Origin of the sequence: Mycobacterium sp. TY814 (genome assembly GCF_030755175.1) — a bacterium.
GTDB lineage: Bacteria > Actinomycetota > Actinomycetes > Mycobacteriales > Mycobacteriaceae > Mycobacterium.
On the sequence record NZ_JAUFRY010000002.1, the window covers coordinates 1,502,223 to 1,520,680 of the forward strand.

Here is an 18,458-nt window from a genome sequence, read left to right on the forward strand (position 1 = left end):
TACCCCGGGCCACAGCGGTACTCCCCGGGGCCGTACAGCGCCGCACCGTATGGCGGCCCGCCCGGGTTGGGGCCGACCGCCGGGCCGGGAATGCACTGCCGGATCGAGGGCGGCTCAGGCACCGCGCGAGTCACCGGGAAATAGTCGGCCCAACACGGATGTCCGAGACCGGGATTGGGCCGGATGTCGATGCCGGTGCCCCAGCCGGTATTGGTGACCAGTTCGCGCACCGGGAAGTTCTTGCTGGCATCGGGCAGCGATCCGCATCCGGGTCGTCCGCCGGGGCCACCCTTGGCGGCCACCAACGGCAGATTGTCAGGGAAGGCGTAGGGGTCGTTGCCCAGCAGCAGAGCGACATCGAGTTGCAGTGTGCGGCCGTCGGCGCCGCCCCATGCCTCGTAACCGCCGTTGTTGAGGTACCACGTGACGCCCTGCAGGAAGCAGGTGTACTCGGGGCTGTACTTGCCCAGCAGTCGGGTCGTCGGTTCCAGAAGGTTGACTCCGGCGACGAGATTGTCCCTACTTCTCCCCAACAGAGTGGTTCCAGAGCTTGACAGGCCGATGACGTTGAGCAGCAGGGAATCCAACTCCTTGGCGTGATGGGTGATCGTGGTGCTGGTGGTGCTGGCGGCGTCCAGGATGGTAAGGATGTCCCGGGCGGCGGCGTCATAGGTGTCGGAGAAGTTTTTCAACGACTTCCAGTCCCGGCGGATGTTCTCGCTGCGGTCGTTGAGGGCCGTCAGCACTTCATTGAGATCAGTGGTGGCCCTGCCGATTCGCTCACCCTGTCCCCGTACGGCGTCGGCCACCGCGGTCAGCACGGCGTTGAGCTTCAGAGGGTCGATGACGTTGAGCAGGCTCACCACATTCTCGAAGACGGTGTTGATCTCCGTGGCGACGTTCGTGGAGTGCAGAACCGCCCCGGCGGCCAGTCGTGCCCGGCTCGGCTGTTGCGGCACGACCAACTCGACGAACTTGGCGCCGAAAGCGGTGGTGGCACTGATCCGTGCCTCGACATTGGCTGGGATGTAACGCATTTGATCGGGCTCGAGTTGCAGGCCGAGCCGGGTACCCGATTTGTCGTCGGCGATCTGGCTGACCCGGCCTACCTGCACGCCGCGCATCATGACCTTGGCGTCGGTGTCCATCACCAGCCCGGAGCGGTCCGCGGTCAATGTCACCGGTACGTACGTGTGCAAGGTTCCGTCGAACGACACCGCAGTCACCAGGACGACAATCCCGATGGTGGTCAACAGGATCAGCGTCCACCAGCCGTCGTGCAGACGGTGTCGACCCGGACCGCGGCTCATGTCGCTAGCTCGCGAGGTGGAAGTTCGGGGACTGGCCGTAGATGGCGAGCGTCATGATGACGATGGCGATCGAGGCGATGACCATCGAGGCCCGCACCGCCCGGCCGACCGCCTCGCCCACCCCCGCCGGACCGCCGTGCGCGGTGTAGCCGTAGTAGGTACACACCAGCATGATCAGCAGGGCCACGACGACGACCTCGAACGACGACCAGAGCACGTCGGTGGGACGAAGAAAAGTGTTGAAGTAGTGGTCGTAGACGCCGGAGCCCTGCCCGTAGACGGCCGTGGTGCCCAGCCGGGCGGCCAGGTACGCCGTCATCAGCCCGACGCAGAACAGCGGCACTGCCACGACCACGCCGGCCAGCACCCGGGTGCTGGCCAGGTAGCTGACGCTGCGGATGCCGATCACCTCGAGCGCGTCGATCTCCTCGTTGATCCGCATGGCGCCCAACTGCGCCGTGGCACCGGCACCGACGGTGGCCGCCAGTGCGACCATCACGGTTCCCGGCTGGATCTCGCGGGTGTTGAAGAAGGCGGACGCGAAACCGGTAAGGGCCTCCACCCCCACCGACGCGAACTGGTTGTAGCCCTGCACCGCAACGATTGCGCCGGTGGTCATCGCCAGGAAACCGACGATGACGACCGTCCCGCCGATCACCGCGAGTGTGCCGACACCTAGACCCATCTGCGCGATCACGCGCAGTAGTTCGCCCCGGTAGTGCAGTACGGCATCGGGGATCCCTGTCAGGGTGCTGATGTAGAACCGCATCTGTGCTCCCAGCCGATTCCATTCGGCTGCAACGCTTTGCGTCATTGTCATGATCTCACGACACCATGAACGGCATGCCGACTGCGGTGACGATGATGTTGATGACGAACAGGACGATGAAGGCGAATACCACCGTCTCGTTGACCGCACGCCCCACGCCGGCGGGGCCGCCGCCGACCGACATGCCCTTGTAGCAGGCGATCAGTCCTGCCATGAGGCCGAACAGCGTCGCCTTGATCATCGAGATGATCACGTCGATGGTGTGGGTCAGGGTGGTGAGTCCGCTTACCCAGGCGCCCGCCGATACGTGCATGAGGAACACCGAGCAGAAGAAGGCTCCGATCAATCCTGTCGCAGTCACGATCGAACTGAGGGCCAGCGAGATGGTGGTGGCCGCCAGCACGCGGGGAACCGCAAGTGCCTGAATCGGATTGATACCCATCACCCGCAGCGCGTCGAGTTCCTCCCGGATGGTGCGGGCCCCCAGATCGGCACACATGGCGGTGGATCCGGCGCCGGCGACGACCAGGACGGTGACGATCGGGGCGCTCTGATCCACGGTGAAGATCGCGCATCCGGTGCCAGAGAAGTCGGCGGCGCCGATGTCGGTCAGCAATACGTTGAAGAGGAATCCCGAAATGACGGCCCACGGGATGGTCATCAGGATGCCGGGCAGGGTCGATACCCGCGCGACGAACCAGCACTGCAGCAGGTACTCGCGCCAGGCGAACGGCGCCCGGAAGCTGGCCAGGAACGTATCCAGGGAAATCGCGAAGAAATCGCCGATCGCGCGGACCGGTTTGGCCGCTTGGCCGATCGCGATCACCATGTCGCCGCGCACCCCCCGGGCTGATCGAAGTGGACGTGTGACATCCGCGAGGGTACGCGGAACGCAGCGCTCATGTCCATAGACGATACGCTCATATTTCGCATGACATACGGCAAATTACCAAGCAAAACACTGATTATCTGCAAGCATGTATCTTGCTGATATCGGGATCTGGCGGATCATGAGGTGAACGCTTGCAACGTGAGCGCCGAGTTCATGAAGTCACGGAAGTGCAGCCAGCGACCCTCGCGCAGGGTGATGATGTGGGCGAACTCCGACTCCCATTCGTGTCCGGTGGCAAGCCGGCGGAACCGCTGGCGTCCCCAGGCGGCCAGGTCGTCACCTTCGGCGATGAACTTCCATGCCTGCATCTCGACGATCTCGATGTGCTGACCGACCGTGGTGAAGAACGTCACCGCTTCGTCGATGCCCCGATACTCGCCGGCATACGGGATGCTTTCGGTGCCGTAGTAGGTGATGCGGACCTCGGGATCCAGGTGGGCCAGCGCAGTCTGCAGGTCGCCCGCCGGAACCGCGGCGTAAACCGCCTTGGTCGCTGCGATGTTGCGTGCGGCGTTCGTCATGAAAGGTGAAGGGGCAGGTGGACATACGCGTGCGTCAGCAGACTGGCGGTCTGCTTGGTGCCGGGGTCGTCGGTCAGCGTGATGGTCGAACAGCGATCCAGTACGGCGTTGAGCACCGACATGACCTCCAGCCTGGCCAGCGCTGCGCCGAGGCAGAAGTGCAGTCCGTGACCGAGTGACAGCTGCTGGCGAATGTTGGGCCGGTCGATGTCGAGGCGGTCGGGGTCGGGAAACACCGCGGGATCGCGGTTGGCCGAACCGAAGAACAGCGCCACCCAGTCCCCCGCACGGATCGACTTGCCGTCGATCTCCACGTCGCGGGTGGCGATGCGGAAGAGACGTTGCGGTGGTCCGTCGAGCCGCATCGTCTCTTCGATGAAGATGTTGAGTAGTGCACGGTCGGCGCGAACCCGCCGCTGCACGTGAGGTTCTCGCGCAAGGGCGTGCAACAGGTTGCCGATGAGGAAGGTGGTGGTTTCGCTGCCCGCGACCACCAGCGTCACGCAGAAGCGCACGATTTCCTCCGGCGTGAGCCGTTGCCCGTCGACCTCGGCGCGCAGCAGGGCGGAGATCAGATCTTCGGCGTCTTCCACGTCCTCACCATCGGCTCCGGACGGCCGCTGTGCCAACCGGGCCGTGTGCTCGGCAAGTCGCGTGGCGAACGTCGCCACCATCTCCTCGTTGCTCGCCATGCGCTCCTGCGGCGTCAGCGTCGACGACAGCATGAACGCGTTGGCCCAGCGCCGGAACCGTACGTGGTCGCCGTCGGGCAAGCCGAGCAGTCGAACCATGGCCCGGGTGGGGACCTCCGCGGCGAATTCCATCACGTCCACCTCGCCGGCTCCGAGATCGTCGAGCAGGCGCGGGACCAACTCGCCCAACCAGCCCTCGAGACGTTTAACGCGCCGCGGCGAGAATGCCTGGCTCACCAGTTTGCGCTCCACCTCATGCTTGGGCGGATCGGTGTTGACCAGCATCAGGCTGGGCGCTGACGAGGCCTCCTGCAGCGGATCCCGGGAGGAGAAGGTGGTGCTGTCGCGTGCCGCCGCGTGGACCTGGTCGTAACGGAACAGGGCCCACGCAGTGACGGGCTCGTCTGCCCCGGGAACCGTCCCCGGCGGCCAATCCCGGTATCCCGCAACGGGAGACAGTGCACGGAGCTGGTCATACAGCGGATACGGGTTGGCGATTGCCCTCGGGTGTGGTGAGCAGTTCGATGGCGGGGACGGTCGTGAAAGACATGTCGATCAGCTTCGGGCAGCGGCGGTGGCAAAGCGATCCCCCGATGGAGAGGACTCCTGCCCCCGTAGGAGGGCAATTTCCGGATTCTCTCGCGCCAGTCCACTTCCGGGAGGACAGTGAGCACCGTGATCGATGACCAGGTTCTCGGAACTCTGGCCGATGGAGACCACCCCGGGTGGCGCTCGCACCCGGTGCGGGAGACTGACGCCGCCCGCCGTTACCGCGATGCGTTCGACGGCTGCGGGGTCGACCCCACCGATGACCCGCTGGCGGTGGTCGCCGAAGCCATCGACGCCAAGGCCGCGGCTGTTCGCAATGCGCTCGAGGCGATCGGGCGCGAGACCGCAACCGATGCGCTGGAATCGCTGCTGGACTTGTGCGCCTTGGAGCGGGAGTTGATCGAGGACGGTGCCAAGCGGCGGACTTTCGCGTTGTTGGCCGTGCAGGAGGCGTTGAGCAAATTGCGCGCAGTCGACGATGTGGCGACCATCGTCGACCGCGCGCCGCGCGAGCTGGTGGAGTCGTGCGGATTCGACCGCGCCGTGCTGTTTCGTGTGCACGAAGGGCGAATGGTCATGGAGTCGGCCTACTTCGGTGAGGACACGACTGGTGCGGAGAAGATGGTGGCCTTCGCGCAGTCGGTGGCGCCACCGCTGGATCACATGTTGATCGAGACGCAGATGATCCGCCGGCACGCGCCCGCCATCGTTCGCGACGCGCGTAACGATCCGCGGGTGAACAGGCCGATCGTCGACTTCTCGCTCACGCACTCCTACGTGGCCGCACCGGTGATGCCGACGGGCAAGGTGATCGGGTTCCTGCATGCCGACCGGCTCTACTCCGGGCGCATTGTCGACGAGATCGATCGGGACACGGTGTGGGCTTTCGCCGAAGGGTTCGGTTATGCCTACGAGCGCACGGTGTTGCTGGAGCGCATGCGCCGCCAGCACGCCGAAGTGCTGCGCGCGCTGGCCTCGGCTGACGAAGCGGCCCGCGCTATGCAGGACGCGGATCTGGATCTGCGCAAGATCGAACCGGTCGAACGAAGCCCCGCCGCAAGGTCTTTGGCTGAGGTACAGACGCGGGTGATGGCGATGCTGACCCGTCGCGAAGTGGAGGTGTTGCGACTGATGGCGGCCGGTCGCACTAACCAGCAGATCGCCGATGAGCTGGTGATCTCTGCGGGCACGGTCAAGTCACACGTCAAAAGGGTGCTGCGCAAGCTGAATGCGACCAACCGCGCGGAGGCCGCATCGGCGTATGTGCGACTGGCCAGCGTGCCCGACTTGGGTTGAGGCTCAATGCGTCTGTGTTGCCCGGCCAAAAGATTGGGTGGCCCTACTCGCACGTGCACTGCCGGGTTGCAGGCTCGGCGCGATGCACTGCGCAAGCATAAGTCTACAGCCGATACCATTAGGATTGGGACGACAAGAGGCGTAACCGCAAGTGATAGACCGTTTCTGCCCAGCTGATGTATCTTTGGATTATGACCGACACAACGGAGATCAGCGAGCGGCTGGTCCGTGACTTCCTCGGATCCTGGGAGTCGCGCGACCTCGACACCATCTGCAGCGGCTTCGCCCAAGACGCCGTCTACCACAATGTGCCGGTCCAGCCGATCGAGGGCATCGACGGAATCCGCGCCGCTTTCCAAGGATTCCTGGACGCGTTCTCGGCTGCCAAACTGGACATCGTGTCGCTGGCGTCCGCGCCGGGCCTGGTGCTCGCCGAACGCATCGACTACTTCACCATGAACGACGGTCGCAAAGTCGTACTGCCGGTCACCGGCGTGTTCGAAGTGAAAGGCGGCAGGATCACCCGCTTCAGCGACTACTTCGACCTGGCGGACTTCGAGTCTCAGAGCGGCCTGCGGCTCTAGGCGGTACTTCTCTGGCAGGATTGAAGTCCCGCGGCGCAGAAAGGGGTTCGGCTTGATGGAGACCGCCGTCCAGCCCGTGCGCCGCCGACCCAAAGACCGTAAGCAGCAGATCCTCGACCAGGCTGTCCGCCTCTTCATCGACCGTGGTTTCCATTCGGTCAAGCTGGAGGACATCGCGGAGGCTGCCGGCGTCACCGCCCGCGCGCTGTACCGGCATTACGACAACAAGCAGGCCCTGCTCGCCGAGGCGATCCGGACAGGACAGGATCAGTACCAGAGTGCGCGCCGGCTCAGCGATGGTGAGTCAGAGCCCGAGCCCCGGCCGCTGGGCATCGACCTGCCAGATCTGATTGCCGCGGCCGTGGCTTCCCGGGTGCTGACGGTGCTGTGGCAGCGAGAGGCGCGGTATCTGAACGAAGATGACCGCGCTCAGGTGCGCCGGCGAATCAACGCGATCGTCGCCGGCATGCGCGAAAGCGTCCTGCTGGAGGTACCCGGACTGAGCCCGCGGCATTCCGAGCTGCGGGCTTGGGCGGTGTCCAGCACCCTGACGAGCCTGGGCCGGCACAATCTGACACTGCCCGCCGAGGACCTCAGAACCCTGCTCTATGACGCCTGTATGGCTGCGGCGCGGACACCTCCGGTCGCCGGGCTGCAACCGCTTGAGGCCGACACCGTTGTGGACGTGTTGTTCTCGCGTTATGAAACGCTGCTGGCCACCGGCGCGCGGCTGTTTCGCGCGCAGGGATATCCCGCGGTCAGCACCAGCGAGATCGCCAAGGGCGCCGGTATCGCCGGCCCGGGACTGTACCGTTCCTTCTCCTCGAAGCAGGCGATCCTCGACGCGCTGATCCGCCGCCTCGACGAGTGGCGCAGCCTGGAGGCCATCCGCGCGTTGCGCGCGGAATCGGAAGCGGTGCACCGTCTACGGCGGCTGGTGGAGGGCCATGTCCGGATCAGTCTGGACGCGCCGGATCTGGTGGCGGTCTGCGTCACAGAGTTGTCCTACGCCTCCCCCGAAGTGCGGGAGAGCTACCTGCGTAACCAGGCTGACCGTGAGTCGGTGTGGATCGATCTGATCCCCGCACCGACCGTCGTCGAGGGCCGGCTGTTGGTCGCCGCGGCAATCAGTTTTATCGAAGACGTCGCTCGCACATGGCATCTCACCCGCTATTCCGGGGTTGCCGATGAGATCACCGCGATCGCACTGTCCATCCTGACCAGCCGGTCCTGAGCTTCACCACAGCGCGGCGACGGTTCCGCCGTCGGCGATCTGGGTGGTTCCGGTGATCATCGACGCGTCGTCGGAGAGCAGGAAGGCCACGATGCTGGCCATCTCCTCGGGTGCTGCCATCCGGCCCTGCAGTCGGCCGATCATGCTGCGGGCACCGCCCTCGCCGAGTGCTTCGTCGAACATCGTCATCGCTGTCTGCTGCATCGGAGTATCGACGAAGGCGGGCAACAGCGCATTGGCGCGGATGTTGGACGAACGCAACTCGGCGGCCGTGATCCGGCTCAGATGGCTGATCGCGGCCTTGGACATGCCATACGCGCCGGACCCGCCCACCGCGATATGTCCGGCCAGCGACGACATGTTCACGATCGCTCCGCCTCCGCGCTTGATCATCTGTGGCGCTGCGTGTTTCGTGCAGAGCCAGGCCCCACGCAAATTGATCCCGATGACGCGGTCGAAGTCCTGGACCGAGGTGTCGATGAGCGAAGCGAAATGAACGACACCGGCATTGGCGACGAGCTTGTCCACACCGCCGAACAACGTGACGCACGCCTGGACCATGGCGATAACCTGCTCTTCATCGCTGACGTCGGCTTGATGACCGACGGCACCATGACCGATTTTCGTCGCGGCGGTTTCGGCTGCCGCGGCGTCGATGTCCGCGCAGAGCACCTGACAGCCCTCGCTGGCAAGCCGTTGCGCCACCGCCAGGCCAATGCCTGCGCCCGCCCCGGTGACGATCGCCGCTTTGCCGGCCAGGTCTTTATGCGTCATGTGCTTCTTTTTGCCTCATGTCTTCTTTGTGCCTTACTTCGGTTCTCAGCCGGCCGCTGCCCACGGTTGGGCATCCACGCCGTGCTCACGGATCGCCCCGAACAGCACCAGCCCAAATCCTGGCATGTCCTCGGCGAGTTTGAGGGCATATACCCCGAGGTCGCGCAGCATCCAGGCGACGGTTTCCGCGGTGGGGTCAGCGGATTCGTCACGTGCGAACAGGCCACAGGCGCGCGGCGGTCCGGCCGGGCGCAGGTACAGTACGACCCCGCTGCCCTGTGCCGACATTCTGTTGAGTGCACTGGTGAGTTCACCACTGCATCGACAAGCTTTGGAGCCGAACACATCGCCGGTCAGGCACTCGACGTGCACGTGCAACGGCACCGGCACGCCCGCATCCGCGGCACCGACGATCACCGCGAGATGCTCGCCTCCGTCATGGACGCCCCGGAAGCCGAGCACCCGGGAATCCCCGGCCCAGGTCGGCAATACGGCTTCGGCACGCCGCACCACCTGAGGTTCGGTCCGCCGCCGGTAGGCCACCAGTTCGGAGATGGAGACCACCGCGAGCCCGTATTCGAGTGCGAACTCGACCAACTCGCCACCACGGGCGACCTGCACGGGGTCGCGGCGGGAGACGATCTCGCAGAAGCCGGCCGCAGGCCTCCGGCCGGCCAGCCGCGCCAGGTCGGCGGCGGCCTCGGCGGCGCCGCGCCGTCGCAGCACCCCGTCTGCGTTGGCCTGCACCGGAACGACGTGGCCCGGGCGTTGCAGATCCGAGCCGACGGTAGCAGCACAGCCCAGTGCCGCAATGGTTTTCGCCCGGTCTGCCGCAGAGATGCCGGTGCCCGTTCCACGTACGTCGACCGAGACGCAGTCCGGACTGTCGCCATGACACATCGGCGGCAGCTGCAGTCGCTCACACTCGTTGCCCGGCAACGCTACTCGGACATAGCCCGAGGTGTGGCGGACCGCGAAGTGCAGCAGGCTCGACGTGGCTGCTTCGGCGGCGAATGCCAGAAAACCGTCACCGTCGGTGCCGTCGGTGAGCACGACGGGTTGTCCGGCCGCGATCGCGGTGATCGCACGCCGCACTCGCACGTCGGTGGTCTTCATGTGCTTTCTCCCCCAGCAGTTGCAAGTCGGTGAAATCGGCTGCCGTGGAAGACCAGCGGCGGGGTGCCGGGATCGGCGCACAGCGAACGGATTTCGAGCAAGGCGATGAGGTGGTCGCCGGCCGGGATCTCGTCGCGCAGGCAACAGTCGAGCCGGGCCGCGGATCCGTGGACCACCACCGCCCCGCTGGGCAACTCGATCCACGGCACTCCGGTGAACCGGTCTCCGGTCTTGCGGGACAGGCTGATACATGCGTCGTCGTGTCCCTCGGCCAGCACACTGACGCCCAGGAATGGCCGCTCCCGTAGCCGCGGCCACGTCGTCGAACTTCGCTGAATGCAGACCGATACCAGCGGGGGCTCAAGAGATACCGCCGTGAAAGTACTGGCGGCCATGCCGACCGGGACCCCGTTCTCGGCAGCGCAGAGCGCGACCACCCCGGACGGGAAACAACCGAAGGCCCGGCGCAGCGCGGTGCCGTCGAGACGATCGGCCGTCAGCTCGACCATGACTAGCGGACTCCGTCAAGGAAGTTCAGCAGCAACCGGTTGGTTTCCTCGGGTGCTTCCTGCTGAATCCAGTGACCGACATCGGCGACCATGTGGGTGCCGCGGAAGTCCGACATGACCTCGTCCGCCCGCTCCACGGCCTCGGCTCCCCAGGTGGTGCCGACGTCGTACTGTCCGCCGATGAACAGAGCCGGTGGCGTGAGCGGTTTGCCTTCCTGGTCTGCGAGGTCGTGCCAGTCGTTGTCGATGTTGTGGTAGAAGCTCAACGGCCCGCCGAAGCCGGAGCGCTCGAACTCCGCTGCATAGAAGTCGAGGTCGGTGTCGGTGAACCAGGACGGCATGGTTTCGGGATAGACGAACGCGTCTTTGAGTTTCGCGCCATCGGCCATGCAGAGCGGGCCCGCACGGATCACGTCGATCGGGTCCATGGCGGCCAGATCCACGCCGGCATCGACGGCGGCCTTGGTCGCCGCGATCATCCCGTCACCGGAGACCGTGTAGGTCAGGCCGAGGAGCCAGGACCGGACGTCTTCTTCGATTTCGGCGATGACGCCGTCCTGTGCGGAGAAGTAATCCTGGTACCAGACCCGCCCTTCGCCGGCCAGTTCCAGGTGGTAGTCGTTGGGACGGTGTTCGCCGAAAGGACTGCCCGGCAGCCCGATCACGCCGCGCCCGGCAAAGGGAACGCTGATGCCGACCACACCGGCGCACCGCTGTGGATGCAGCCAGGCGAAGGTCCAGGCAACCGGTGCGCCCCAGTCGTGCCCGACGACGAATGCGGTGTCCGCGCCGTAGGCGTCAACGACGCCGACGATGTCGCCGACGAGTTCGTGAATGCGGTAGGCGGAGTTCAGGAAGTACTTCGACGAACGTCCGTAGCCGCGTTGATCGATGGCAACCACCCGGTAACCGGCGGCGGCCAGAGCAGGAATCTGGTGGCGCCATGAGTACCACGACTCTGGAAAGCCGTGAATCAGCACCACCAGCGGCGCCCCGGCATCCTGGGGGCCGGCCTCCACCGCGTGGATCCGGGTGCCCCGGCAATTCAAGATCCGATGCAGCATGCTCACGTCTCCCTTAATGTCCGTCACCTGCGGCCGCGCCAACCAACTCGTGGGCGGGCTGAGTTGGTATCGAACGGTTTTCGTAGTTTCGGGCGATCAGGGTCTTCTCCCCCGAGAGCCTGGTGCGAGCCCACTTGCCGATGACGCGTCCGGCGATGCCCGGTTTCATCAGTGCCAGTGGTGGCTTGACCAGGTGGACCACGGCAAGGAACTCGCGGTAGGCGTCGAGGTCGTCGTGCACCAGCTCCAGCAGGCGGTCCATGTACCAGGTCAGCACGCCGAAGTAGAACGGGCGCTTCTTGTCCACGTCCTTCATCCAGTCGAACCGCAGGTTCTGTTCGCGGATCACGAACCAGGCGGTGTCGGCCATCTTGGCGATCGACCGGTAGTAGCGGCGAGGCAGGTCCCGATGCCCTGGTCCGTACTTGGCCAGCAGCAGCTGCATCTCCCTGACTTCCTTGAGCGCCAAGCTCATTCCCAGGCCCGACACTGGGTCAGCGCTGGTGTAGGCGTCACCGACGGCCACCAGGGCGCGCGGCAGATTGCGCTTCTTCTCGTAGTGCAGCCGCAGCATGTTCGGGTAGCGGAAGTTGTAGATCGGTGAGGCCGGTTCCAGACCGTCGATGTTCTCCCCCACTACCGGCGACGGCATGATATCGGCGAATTCGCGGAACTCCTTGGCGGTCCGCGGTGGCGAATAGCAGTTGTAGGCCACCAGCGAGGTGGACAACAGCGTGCGGCTGCTGTCGATGTAATACTGCGCCGCGTACGTGTCCTCGAACGGACGATACGCGTAACAGATCACCATGACCTTGTCCTGCCACTGCCGCTCGGGTGGAACGTGGTGCTGCATCGTGGAGTAGAAGCAATTGATGATGTCCTGCTCGACTTCGGGGGCGCCGATTCCGATGCGGTCCAGGAATTCCGGCACCCGAGTGTTCTTGCCGGATGCGTCGACGACGAACTCCGCTGGGATCACCTCGGATTCAGAGCCGACGGCGACGCCGATGACGGCATTGTTCTCACGGTCGAACACCAGGTCGGTGACCTCGGATTCGTAACGGAAGTCGACGCGCGGTTCGTCGTCCAGCCGGCGCCGTACGCACCATTCCAGCAGTGGCCTGCCGGCGCAGACGATTTCGATGTCACTCGTGCCGGGCTTCTTCCACGAGCCGCCCAGCCGGATCCGGTACTGGGCTGCCATGTCGACCTTGAACGCGCCCTCGCGGACCATGTCGTCGACGATGCCGGGAAAGAATCGCTCCAGCTCGATCTGCCCGGCGGTGAGCAGGTGATGCAGATGCCAGCCCTGCGCGGCACCCGGTCTGCCTTCGCGGCGGCGGTGTGGGTCGTCCTTCTCCAGCACGATGACGCGTTCGAAGGTTTCGCTGCACACCTTTGCCGCCGCGATGCCGGCGATGCTGCCGCCGATCACGACCGCGGTGCCGCGGCCGCGCCGGCGTACCTCACCGATGTCCACGGCTGCGTAGTCCAGGCGCGACGGGGCGCGCCGGCGGGCGGCGCCACTGGGAACGAACTTCTCGTAGTAGAGACCGACGTGCTGGAAACCGTTGTCGTCCAGCCATCTTCGAGTAGCCTCAACCATCGCTGCCGGACCGCACAGATAGACGTCGGCATCGCCGCCGGCCAGCATCCGTTCGTCGAGCAGGTCGGTCACCATCCCGGTTCGCCCGTCCCAGCCGGCGTCCGAGTTCGTGACGATGACGTGCACCTCGAGGGCGGCGACGCGACGCCGCAACTCGGTGAGTTCGTCGAGCTTGCACAGATCATCGGCCGCGGTGACACCGTAGAGCAGATAGACCGGTTGGGTGGTGTCCGGTGACAGACTGCCTGCCATAGCCAGGATCGCCGACAGACCCGTGCCCCCGGCGACCAGGATCACCGGTCGCGCGACCGGACGCAGGTAGAAGCTGCCCTTGCTGCAGCGCATGGCGATTCGGTCGCCGGGCTTGGCGCGATCGCGGAGATAGTTCGACATGACGCCGTCGGGCAGCAACCGGATGATGAACTCCAGTTCAGAGCGGCCGTCGGGATGGGCGTACGAGTAGTTCCGCCAGGTGTCGGTGCCGGGCACCTGTAGCTGTGCGAACTGGCCGGCCTTATAGCGCACCGGCGTGCCCAGCCCGGAGACGTCAACTGTCAGGATGGCCGTGCTGGACGACACCAGCTCGACGCCGGTCACCACACCGTCGCCGGCGACCAGGTGCGCGGCGTTGTCGTCGGCCGGGTACTGCAGCTCGATGCGGCAGTCCGTGGTGGCGAATGTCTGGCACGTCAATATCTTTCGTGCCGCACGCTCCACGTCGGACAGGCCCTCGGTGCGCCCCATCTCGTACTGCCCGGAGGGGCAACTGGCCACGCAGGTGCCGCAGATGCCGCTCTGGCATTCGTTGACGATGGCAACACCGTGTTCTTCGGCGGCATCTAGTATCGACTGGTCCGCCCGCACGGGCATTGTCCTGGCTGTTCCGTCCGCGTAACCGACGGTGACTTGGCGAATCGACGTTGGAATCGACATTGCGGTGCCCTTCCTAGAGTGCGCTAGACGACCAGGGCCACCGGTTTCCTGGCGATGCGGGCGTTGAGTCTCGGCATGACCTCTTCCGCCAGAAGGCGAAGTGACTCTTTCCACGGCCCCGGGTCGTCCCGGTAGTCGAACCCGAGCACCAACAGGTGGCCGAACCCGCCGACCTGGTCGTAGGTGGCTTCGAGTTTGTCCACGACGGTCTCCACCGAGCCGACCACAAAGGTGTTCTCGGCCAAGTATTCCGCGGTCACGTCGTCGTCGGCCACCGACGGGTGGTGTTTGTAGAACTTGGTCATGCCGAACATCCGGAAGGTGGGCAACGTGTACTCGCGCATGGCCCGGCCCATGGCGCCGTCCACGGCGTAACGGAATGCCTGCTCATCGGTTTCGGCCACCAGCACCTCACGCACCAGGCGCCAGTCGCGGCGGTCCGGGGTCCGCCCACTGCGCTCGGCCCCCTCCAGCACCGCATCCCAGTGGGTGGCGACGTATTCGGTGTTGAGGTCCAAACTCATTGGCAGATAACCCCGTTCGCCTGCCAGCTTCAGCGTTTCGGAGCCGGCGCTGAAACCGGTGACCCCGATCGGCGGGTGTGGACTCTGGAACGGCTTGATGTGGCGTTTCATCAGCCCTTCGAACATCGGCGCAATCCCGTTGGCGTTCCAGTACTTTCCGCGGTGTTCCCACGGCTGGTCCTCGGTCCAGATTCGCAGCATGATCTCCAGTGCCTCGCGAGTCATTTCGCGGTGCTCGCCGTTCTTGCCGTCGACGTCATACAGGGCCCAGTCGCCGGGGATGCCGCTGGCGCCCACGCCCAACATGAAGCGGCCCTGGGCGAGATGGTCGAAATACGCCACCCGGTGCGCCAATTCGACCGGGTGGTGGTACGGCAGCAGGTGGGCACCGGGCGCGAGCTTGATGTGCTTGGTGCGCAACAGCGCCTGGGCCAGTAACAGATCGGGCGCGCAGATCGGCTCCCACGGCACGGTGAAGTGTTCACCCACCCAGGCTTCGACATACCCGAGCTGGTCGGCCAGCTCGATGATGTCGAGGTCCCACTGGGTCGCGTCGTACAGAGTGCGCTCCGGTGGGTGGGCCGGCATCAGGAAGATTCCGATCTCCATCGTTAACCCTTCTTGTCGTGTGTACCCGGGCCGGGATTCCGGCGCGCCGCGGTTGGCTCGTATCTAGGTATAACACAGTACTAGCAAGATACTTCGTTGTACACAAGATGCTTTTTGCTTGGTAATTCGCAGACCGTGATGTCCAGAAACGGCGTATTGGCTATGGACATAATGCGGAACTTCCGCGTAGCCTCGCACACGTCACGCAGTCGGCAGCAAGGAGTAGCCATGAGTGTCACCGGGATCGGTCCGGTCGATCACCGGTCCAACGGGGAGCGTCCCGTCGGAGACTTCCGTTTCATCCGCTACGAGACGTGCGACGACGGGCTGATTGCGATCATCACCCTCGACCGCCCGAAGCAGCGCAACGCCCAGACCCGCGGACTGCTGGTGGAACTGGGCGCGGCGTTCGAGCTCGCGGAGGCCGACGACACGGTTCGGGTGGTGATCCTGCGCGGTGCCGGCCCTGGTTTCTCGGCCGGACACGACCTCGGCTCGTCCGACGACGTGCGCGAACGCACCGCGGGACCCGGCCAGCACCCCACTTATCGATGCAACGGCGGAACCTTCGGCGGCGTCGAGTCGCGCAACCGTCAGGAGTGGCACTACTACTTCGAAAACACCAAACGGTGGCGCAACCTGCGCAAAATCACCATCGCCCAGGTGCACGGCACCGTCCTGTCGGCGGGTCTGATGTTGGCGTGGTGCTGCGATCTCATCGTCGCGAGCGAGGACACGGTCTTCGCCGACGTGGTCGGCACCCGGTTGGGCATGTGTGGGGTCGAATACTTCGGCCATCCGTGGGAGTTCGGGCCGCGCAAGGCCAAGGAGCTGCTGCTGACCGGGGATTCGATCGGAGCCGACGAAGCGCACCGGCTCGGCATGGTCAGCAAGGTGTTCCCTGCCGATGATCTGGCGGACAGCACCATCGCGTTCGCGCGGCGGGTCGCCAAGGTGCCGACGATGGCGGCGCTGCTGATCAAGGAGTCGGTCAATCAGACCGTCGACGCCATGGGATTCACCACCGCGCTGGACGGTTGCTTCAAGATCCACCAGCTCAACCATGCGCACTGGGGTGAGGTGACGGGCGGAAAGCTTTCCTATGGAACCGTCGAGTACGGGCTCGAGGACTGGCGCGATGCGCCGGAAATCCGGGCTGCGGACAAGCGGCAACCCTGACGCGGGGCCCGGCGTGGATGTCACCTACCCGCCCGAGGCGGAGGAGTTTCGCAACCGGATTCGCGCCTTTCTCGGCGAGCACCTGCCCCCCGACTGGCGCGGGCCCGGTGCGCTGGCGGCCCGCGAGCGGGAGGCGTTCGCGCGCGAGTGGCGGCAGGAGCTTGCCCGCGCCGGATTGGTCGCGGTGTCCTGGCCCCGTGAGTACGGCGGTGGTGGCCTGTCCCCCCTCGAACAGGTGGTGCTGGCCGAGGAGTTCGCCTGCGCCGGGGCTCCCGAGCGCGCGGAGAACGACCTGCTGGGCATCGACCTGCTGGGCAACACGCTCATCGCACTGGGCACCGACGAGCAGAAGGCTCGATTTCTGCCGCGCATCCTCTCCGGTGAAGACCGCTGGTGCCAGGGTTTTTCCGAACCCGAGGCCGGGTCGGACCTGGCGGCGGTGCGAACCCGTGCCGTGCTGGATGCGGATGAATGGGTGATCAACGGACAGAAGATCTGGACATCTGCGGGGACGACAGCGAACTGGATATTTTTGTTGGCGCGCACCGACCCGCGCCTGCCCAAACATCAGGGCCTGTCGCTGTTGCTGGTTCCGATGGACCAACCCGGGGTCACAGTGCGACCGATCGTCAACGCGGCCGGCGACTCGTCCTTCAGCGAAGTCTTCCTCACCGATGTCCGCACAGCGTCGGGCAATGTGCTGGGCGGTGTCGGCAACGGCTGGCCGACCGCGATGACCCTGCTGGGTTTCGAGCGCGGCTCCGCGGTCACCACGGTCGCGATCGAGTTCGGCCGCGATTTGGATCGGCTGTGCGCACTGGCCCGGCAACGCGGCGTGAACACCGAACCGCGTATCCGGGATGCGTTGGCGTGGTGCTATTCCCGCGTCCAGATCATGCGCTATCGCGGCTACCGCGGCCTCACCCAGTCGCTGCGCGGGCAGTTGCCCGGCGCCGACGCCGCGATCAGCAAGGTGATCTGGAGCGAATACTTCCGCCGTTACACCGATCTGGCCGTCGAGATTCTCGGACTCGACGCGCTGTGCCCCTCGGGTCCCGGCAACGGCGGCGCCCGGGTGGTGCCGGAGGCGGGCACGCCCAACTCCCCCTCGTGCTGGATGGACGAGCTGCTGTATTCGCGTGCCGCGACAATCTACGCCGGCAGCTCACAGATCCAGCGCAATGTGATCGGCGAGCGGCTGCTCGGGCTGCCGCGGGAGCCACGCGGGGAGGGGGTGCGCTGAATGGATTTCCAGTACAGCACCGAACACGACGACTTCCGTGCGGCGCTGCGTGCTTTCCTGGGTCATCAGGCGCCGGATCTGCGCTCGGCCGACGGCCACGACGGCGAGATGTGGCGGCGCCTGTGCGGTGAACTGGAACTGCCCGGGCTGCACGTTCCCGCGGAGTATGGCGGCGCGGGTGCCACTCTCGTCGAAACCGCGATCGCCTGCACCGAACTGGGCCGAACTCTGGCACCAGTCCCGTTCGCGGCGAATGCATTTGCGATAGAAGCGATTCTGCGATCCGGCGACGAGGAACAGCGCAAGACCGTGCTGCCCGGGCTGCTGTCCGGCGAACGGGTTGCGGCGTTTGCGGCTTTCGGCCCGGAGGTGGCCGATGCGGTAGGTGACAGCCTGCTCACCGGGCAATGCGGGCCGGTGTTGCACGGTCATGTCGCCGACCTGTTCGTCGTGCCGGCCCGCCGCGATGGCGTTGTCACCCCGCACATCGTGCGAGCCGACGCGCCGGGGGTGGTTGTCGAGCGACTGCCCTCGTTCGATCTCACCCGCCCCGTCGCACGGTTGCGACTCTCGCAAGCCCCTGCCGAATCCCTGGCTGCGGGCAACCCCGGCGACTTCGACAGGGTAGTCGACGTCGCGCGGGTTTTGCTGGCCGCCGAGATGCTCGGCGGAGCGGAAGCATGCCTCGACATGGCGGTCGACTACGCTTGCCGCCGAACGCAATTCGACCGGCCGATCGGGTCGTTTCAGGCGGTCAAACACGCCTGTGCCGAGATGCTGATCGAAATCGACGCGACCCGTGCGGCGGTGATGTACGCAGCGATGAGCGCGACGGCAGGGGACGAGTTGCACATCGCCGCGCCGCTGGCCAAGGCGCAGGCCGCCGACACATTCGTGCAGTGCGCTGGCTCGGCGATCCAGATTCACGGCGGCATCGCGTTCACCTGGGAGCACGACCTGCATCTCTATTTCCGCCGAGCCACCACCACCGCGGCGTTGTTGGGCAGTGGCGCGCACCACCGCGCCCTGCTCGCCGACCGCGCGGGACTCTAGC

General features: G+C 65.6%; 15 protein-coding genes and 2 pseudogenes. 6 read left to right on the forward strand and 11 right to left on the reverse strand.

Annotated features, from left to right (window positions below; genetic code table 11):
- Positions 1-50 precede the first annotated feature (50 nt).
- From QXH22_RS20355 to QXH22_RS20375, 5 genes and pseudogenes are all read right to left on the reverse strand, one after another.
- Positions 51-1,310 (reverse strand): annotated as a pseudogene (locus QXH22_RS20355) (MCE family protein); the annotation flags it as partial.
- Between the two features lie 4 nt (positions 1,311-1,314).
- Positions 1,315-2,130, reverse strand: coding sequence for an ABC transporter permease (locus QXH22_RS20360; RefSeq protein WP_306240310.1), 816 nt, complete (start codon positions 2,128-2,130; stop codon positions 1,315-1,317).
- Between the two features lie 4 nt (positions 2,131-2,134).
- The gene (locus tag QXH22_RS20365; RefSeq protein ID WP_306276778.1) at positions 2,135-2,908 is read right to left on the reverse strand and encodes an ABC transporter permease; all 774 of its coding nucleotides are present in this window, start codon (positions 2,906-2,908) and stop codon (positions 2,135-2,137) included.
- Positions 2,909-3,087: 179 nt separating this feature from the next.
- Positions 3,088-3,492, reverse strand: coding sequence for a nuclear transport factor 2 family protein (locus QXH22_RS20370; protein ID WP_306240313.1), 405 nt, complete (start codon positions 3,490-3,492; stop codon positions 3,088-3,090).
- Positions 3,489-4,734: pseudogene (locus QXH22_RS20375) on the reverse strand (cytochrome P450). Before QXH22_RS20375 ends, QXH22_RS20370 begins: the two are co-directional and overlap by 4 nt.
- Before the next feature lie 116 nt (positions 4,735-4,850).
- On the opposite strand from QXH22_RS20375, the gene QXH22_RS20380 reads away from it, so the two are divergent.
- From QXH22_RS20380 to QXH22_RS20390, 3 genes are all read left to right on the forward strand, one after another.
- The gene (locus QXH22_RS20380; RefSeq protein WP_306240315.1) at positions 4,851-6,029 is read left to right on the forward strand and encodes a LuxR C-terminal-related transcriptional regulator; all 1,179 of its coding nucleotides are present in this window, start codon (positions 4,851-4,853) and stop codon (positions 6,027-6,029) included.
- A gap of 191 nt (positions 6,030-6,220) precedes the next feature.
- Complete coding sequence (locus QXH22_RS20385) at positions 6,221-6,613, forward strand: limonene-1,2-epoxide hydrolase family protein (RefSeq protein ID WP_306276779.1); 393 nt, start codon at positions 6,221-6,223, stop codon at positions 6,611-6,613.
- A gap of 55 nt (positions 6,614-6,668) precedes the next feature.
- A complete protein-coding gene (locus QXH22_RS20390) occupies positions 6,669-7,847 on the forward strand; it encodes a TetR/AcrR family transcriptional regulator (RefSeq protein WP_306276780.1) in 1,179 nt (392 codons plus the stop codon).
- Positions 7,848-7,850: 3 nt separating this feature from the next.
- Here QXH22_RS20390 and QXH22_RS20395 read toward each other — a convergent pair whose 3' ends face one another.
- From QXH22_RS20395 to QXH22_RS20420, 6 genes are read right to left on the reverse strand one after another with little or no spacing between them, the layout of a single operon-like run.
- Positions 7,851-8,621, reverse strand: coding sequence for a glucose 1-dehydrogenase (locus tag QXH22_RS20395; RefSeq protein WP_306240318.1), 771 nt, complete (start codon positions 8,619-8,621; stop codon positions 7,851-7,853).
- Between the two features lie 45 nt (positions 8,622-8,666).
- Positions 8,667-9,737, reverse strand: a complete 1,071-nt coding sequence (locus tag QXH22_RS20400) for a 3,4-dihydroxy-2-butanone-4-phosphate synthase (protein ID WP_306276781.1) — start codon at positions 9,735-9,737, stop codon at positions 8,667-8,669.
- Entirely contained in the window at positions 9,734-10,246 is a 513-nt protein-coding gene (locus QXH22_RS20405) for a flavin reductase family protein (RefSeq protein ID WP_306240320.1), read from the reverse strand. The genes QXH22_RS20400 and QXH22_RS20405 overlap by 4 nt, the downstream gene beginning before the upstream one ends.
- A gap of 2 nt (positions 10,247-10,248) precedes the next feature.
- Positions 10,249-11,316 (reverse strand): alpha/beta fold hydrolase, encoded by a 1,068-nt coding sequence (locus tag QXH22_RS20410; protein ID WP_306240321.1) that lies wholly within the window; start codon positions 11,314-11,316, stop codon positions 10,249-10,251.
- A 7-nt stretch (positions 11,317-11,323) separates the two neighbouring features.
- A complete protein-coding gene (locus tag QXH22_RS20415; protein WP_306276782.1) occupies positions 11,324-13,849 on the reverse strand; it encodes an FAD-binding oxidoreductase in 2,526 nt (841 codons plus the stop codon).
- A 23-nt stretch (positions 13,850-13,872) separates the two neighbouring features.
- Positions 13,873-14,982: an LLM class flavin-dependent oxidoreductase gene (locus tag QXH22_RS20420; protein ID WP_306240323.1), complete on the reverse strand. Its 1,110-nt coding sequence runs from the start codon at positions 14,980-14,982 to the stop codon at positions 13,873-13,875.
- A 228-nt stretch (positions 14,983-15,210) separates the two neighbouring features.
- Here QXH22_RS20420 and QXH22_RS20425 point away from each other — a divergent pair, with 228 nt between their 5' ends.
- From QXH22_RS20425 to QXH22_RS20435, 3 genes are read left to right on the forward strand one after another with little or no spacing between them, the layout of a single operon-like run.
- The gene (locus QXH22_RS20425) at positions 15,211-16,161 is read left to right on the forward strand and encodes an enoyl-CoA hydratase (protein ID WP_306240324.1); all 951 of its coding nucleotides are present in this window, start codon (positions 15,211-15,213) and stop codon (positions 16,159-16,161) included.
- A gap of 13 nt (positions 16,162-16,174) precedes the next feature.
- Positions 16,175-17,404 (forward strand): acyl-CoA dehydrogenase, encoded by a 1,230-nt coding sequence (locus QXH22_RS20430; protein ID WP_306276941.1) that lies wholly within the window; start codon positions 16,175-16,177, stop codon positions 17,402-17,404.
- Positions 17,405-18,457 (forward strand): acyl-CoA dehydrogenase family protein, encoded by a 1,053-nt coding sequence (locus tag QXH22_RS20435; protein WP_306276783.1) that lies wholly within the window; start codon positions 17,405-17,407, stop codon positions 18,455-18,457.
- The last annotated feature ends 1 nt before the right edge of the window (position 18,458 follow it).

What these genes read in the sequence shown, in the direction of transcription:
- QXH22_RS20420 (WP_306240323.1), bottom strand. Translation starts at nt 14,982, where the DNA reads ATGGAGATCGGAATCTTCCTGATGCCGGCCCACCCACCGGAGCGCACT.
- QXH22_RS20370 (WP_306240313.1), bottom strand. Translation starts at nt 3,492, where the DNA reads ATGACGAACGCCGCACGCAACATCGCAGCGACCAAGGCGGTTTACGCC.
- QXH22_RS20365 (WP_306276778.1), bottom strand. Translation starts at nt 2,908, where the DNA reads ATGGTGATCGCGATCGGCCAAGCGGCCAAACCGGTCCGCGCGATCGGC.
- QXH22_RS20435 (WP_306276783.1), top strand. Translation starts at nt 17,405, where the DNA reads ATGGATTTCCAGTACAGCACCGAACACGACGACTTCCGTGCGGCGCTG.
- QXH22_RS20400 (WP_306276781.1), bottom strand. Translation starts at nt 9,737, where the DNA reads ATGAAGACCACCGACGTGCGAGTGCGGCGTGCGATCACCGCGATCGCG.
- QXH22_RS20390 (WP_306276780.1), top strand. Translation starts at nt 6,669, where the DNA reads ATGGAGACCGCCGTCCAGCCCGTGCGCCGCCGACCCAAAGACCGTAAG.
- QXH22_RS20385 (WP_306276779.1), top strand. Translation starts at nt 6,221, where the DNA reads ATGACCGACACAACGGAGATCAGCGAGCGGCTGGTCCGTGACTTCCTC.
- QXH22_RS20425 (WP_306240324.1), top strand. Translation starts at nt 15,211, where the DNA reads ATGAGTGTCACCGGGATCGGTCCGGTCGATCACCGGTCCAACGGGGAG.
- QXH22_RS20360 (WP_306240310.1), bottom strand. Translation starts at nt 2,130, where the DNA reads ATGACAATGACGCAAAGCGTTGCAGCCGAATGGAATCGGCTGGGAGCA.
- QXH22_RS20415 (WP_306276782.1), bottom strand. Translation starts at nt 13,849, where the DNA reads ATGTCGATTCCAACGTCGATTCGCCAAGTCACCGTCGGTTACGCGGAC.
- QXH22_RS20395 (WP_306240318.1), bottom strand. Translation starts at nt 8,621, where the DNA reads ATGACGCATAAAGACCTGGCCGGCAAAGCGGCGATCGTCACCGGGGCG.
- QXH22_RS20405 (WP_306240320.1), bottom strand. Translation starts at nt 10,246, where the DNA reads ATGGTCGAGCTGACGGCCGATCGTCTCGACGGCACCGCGCTGCGCCGG.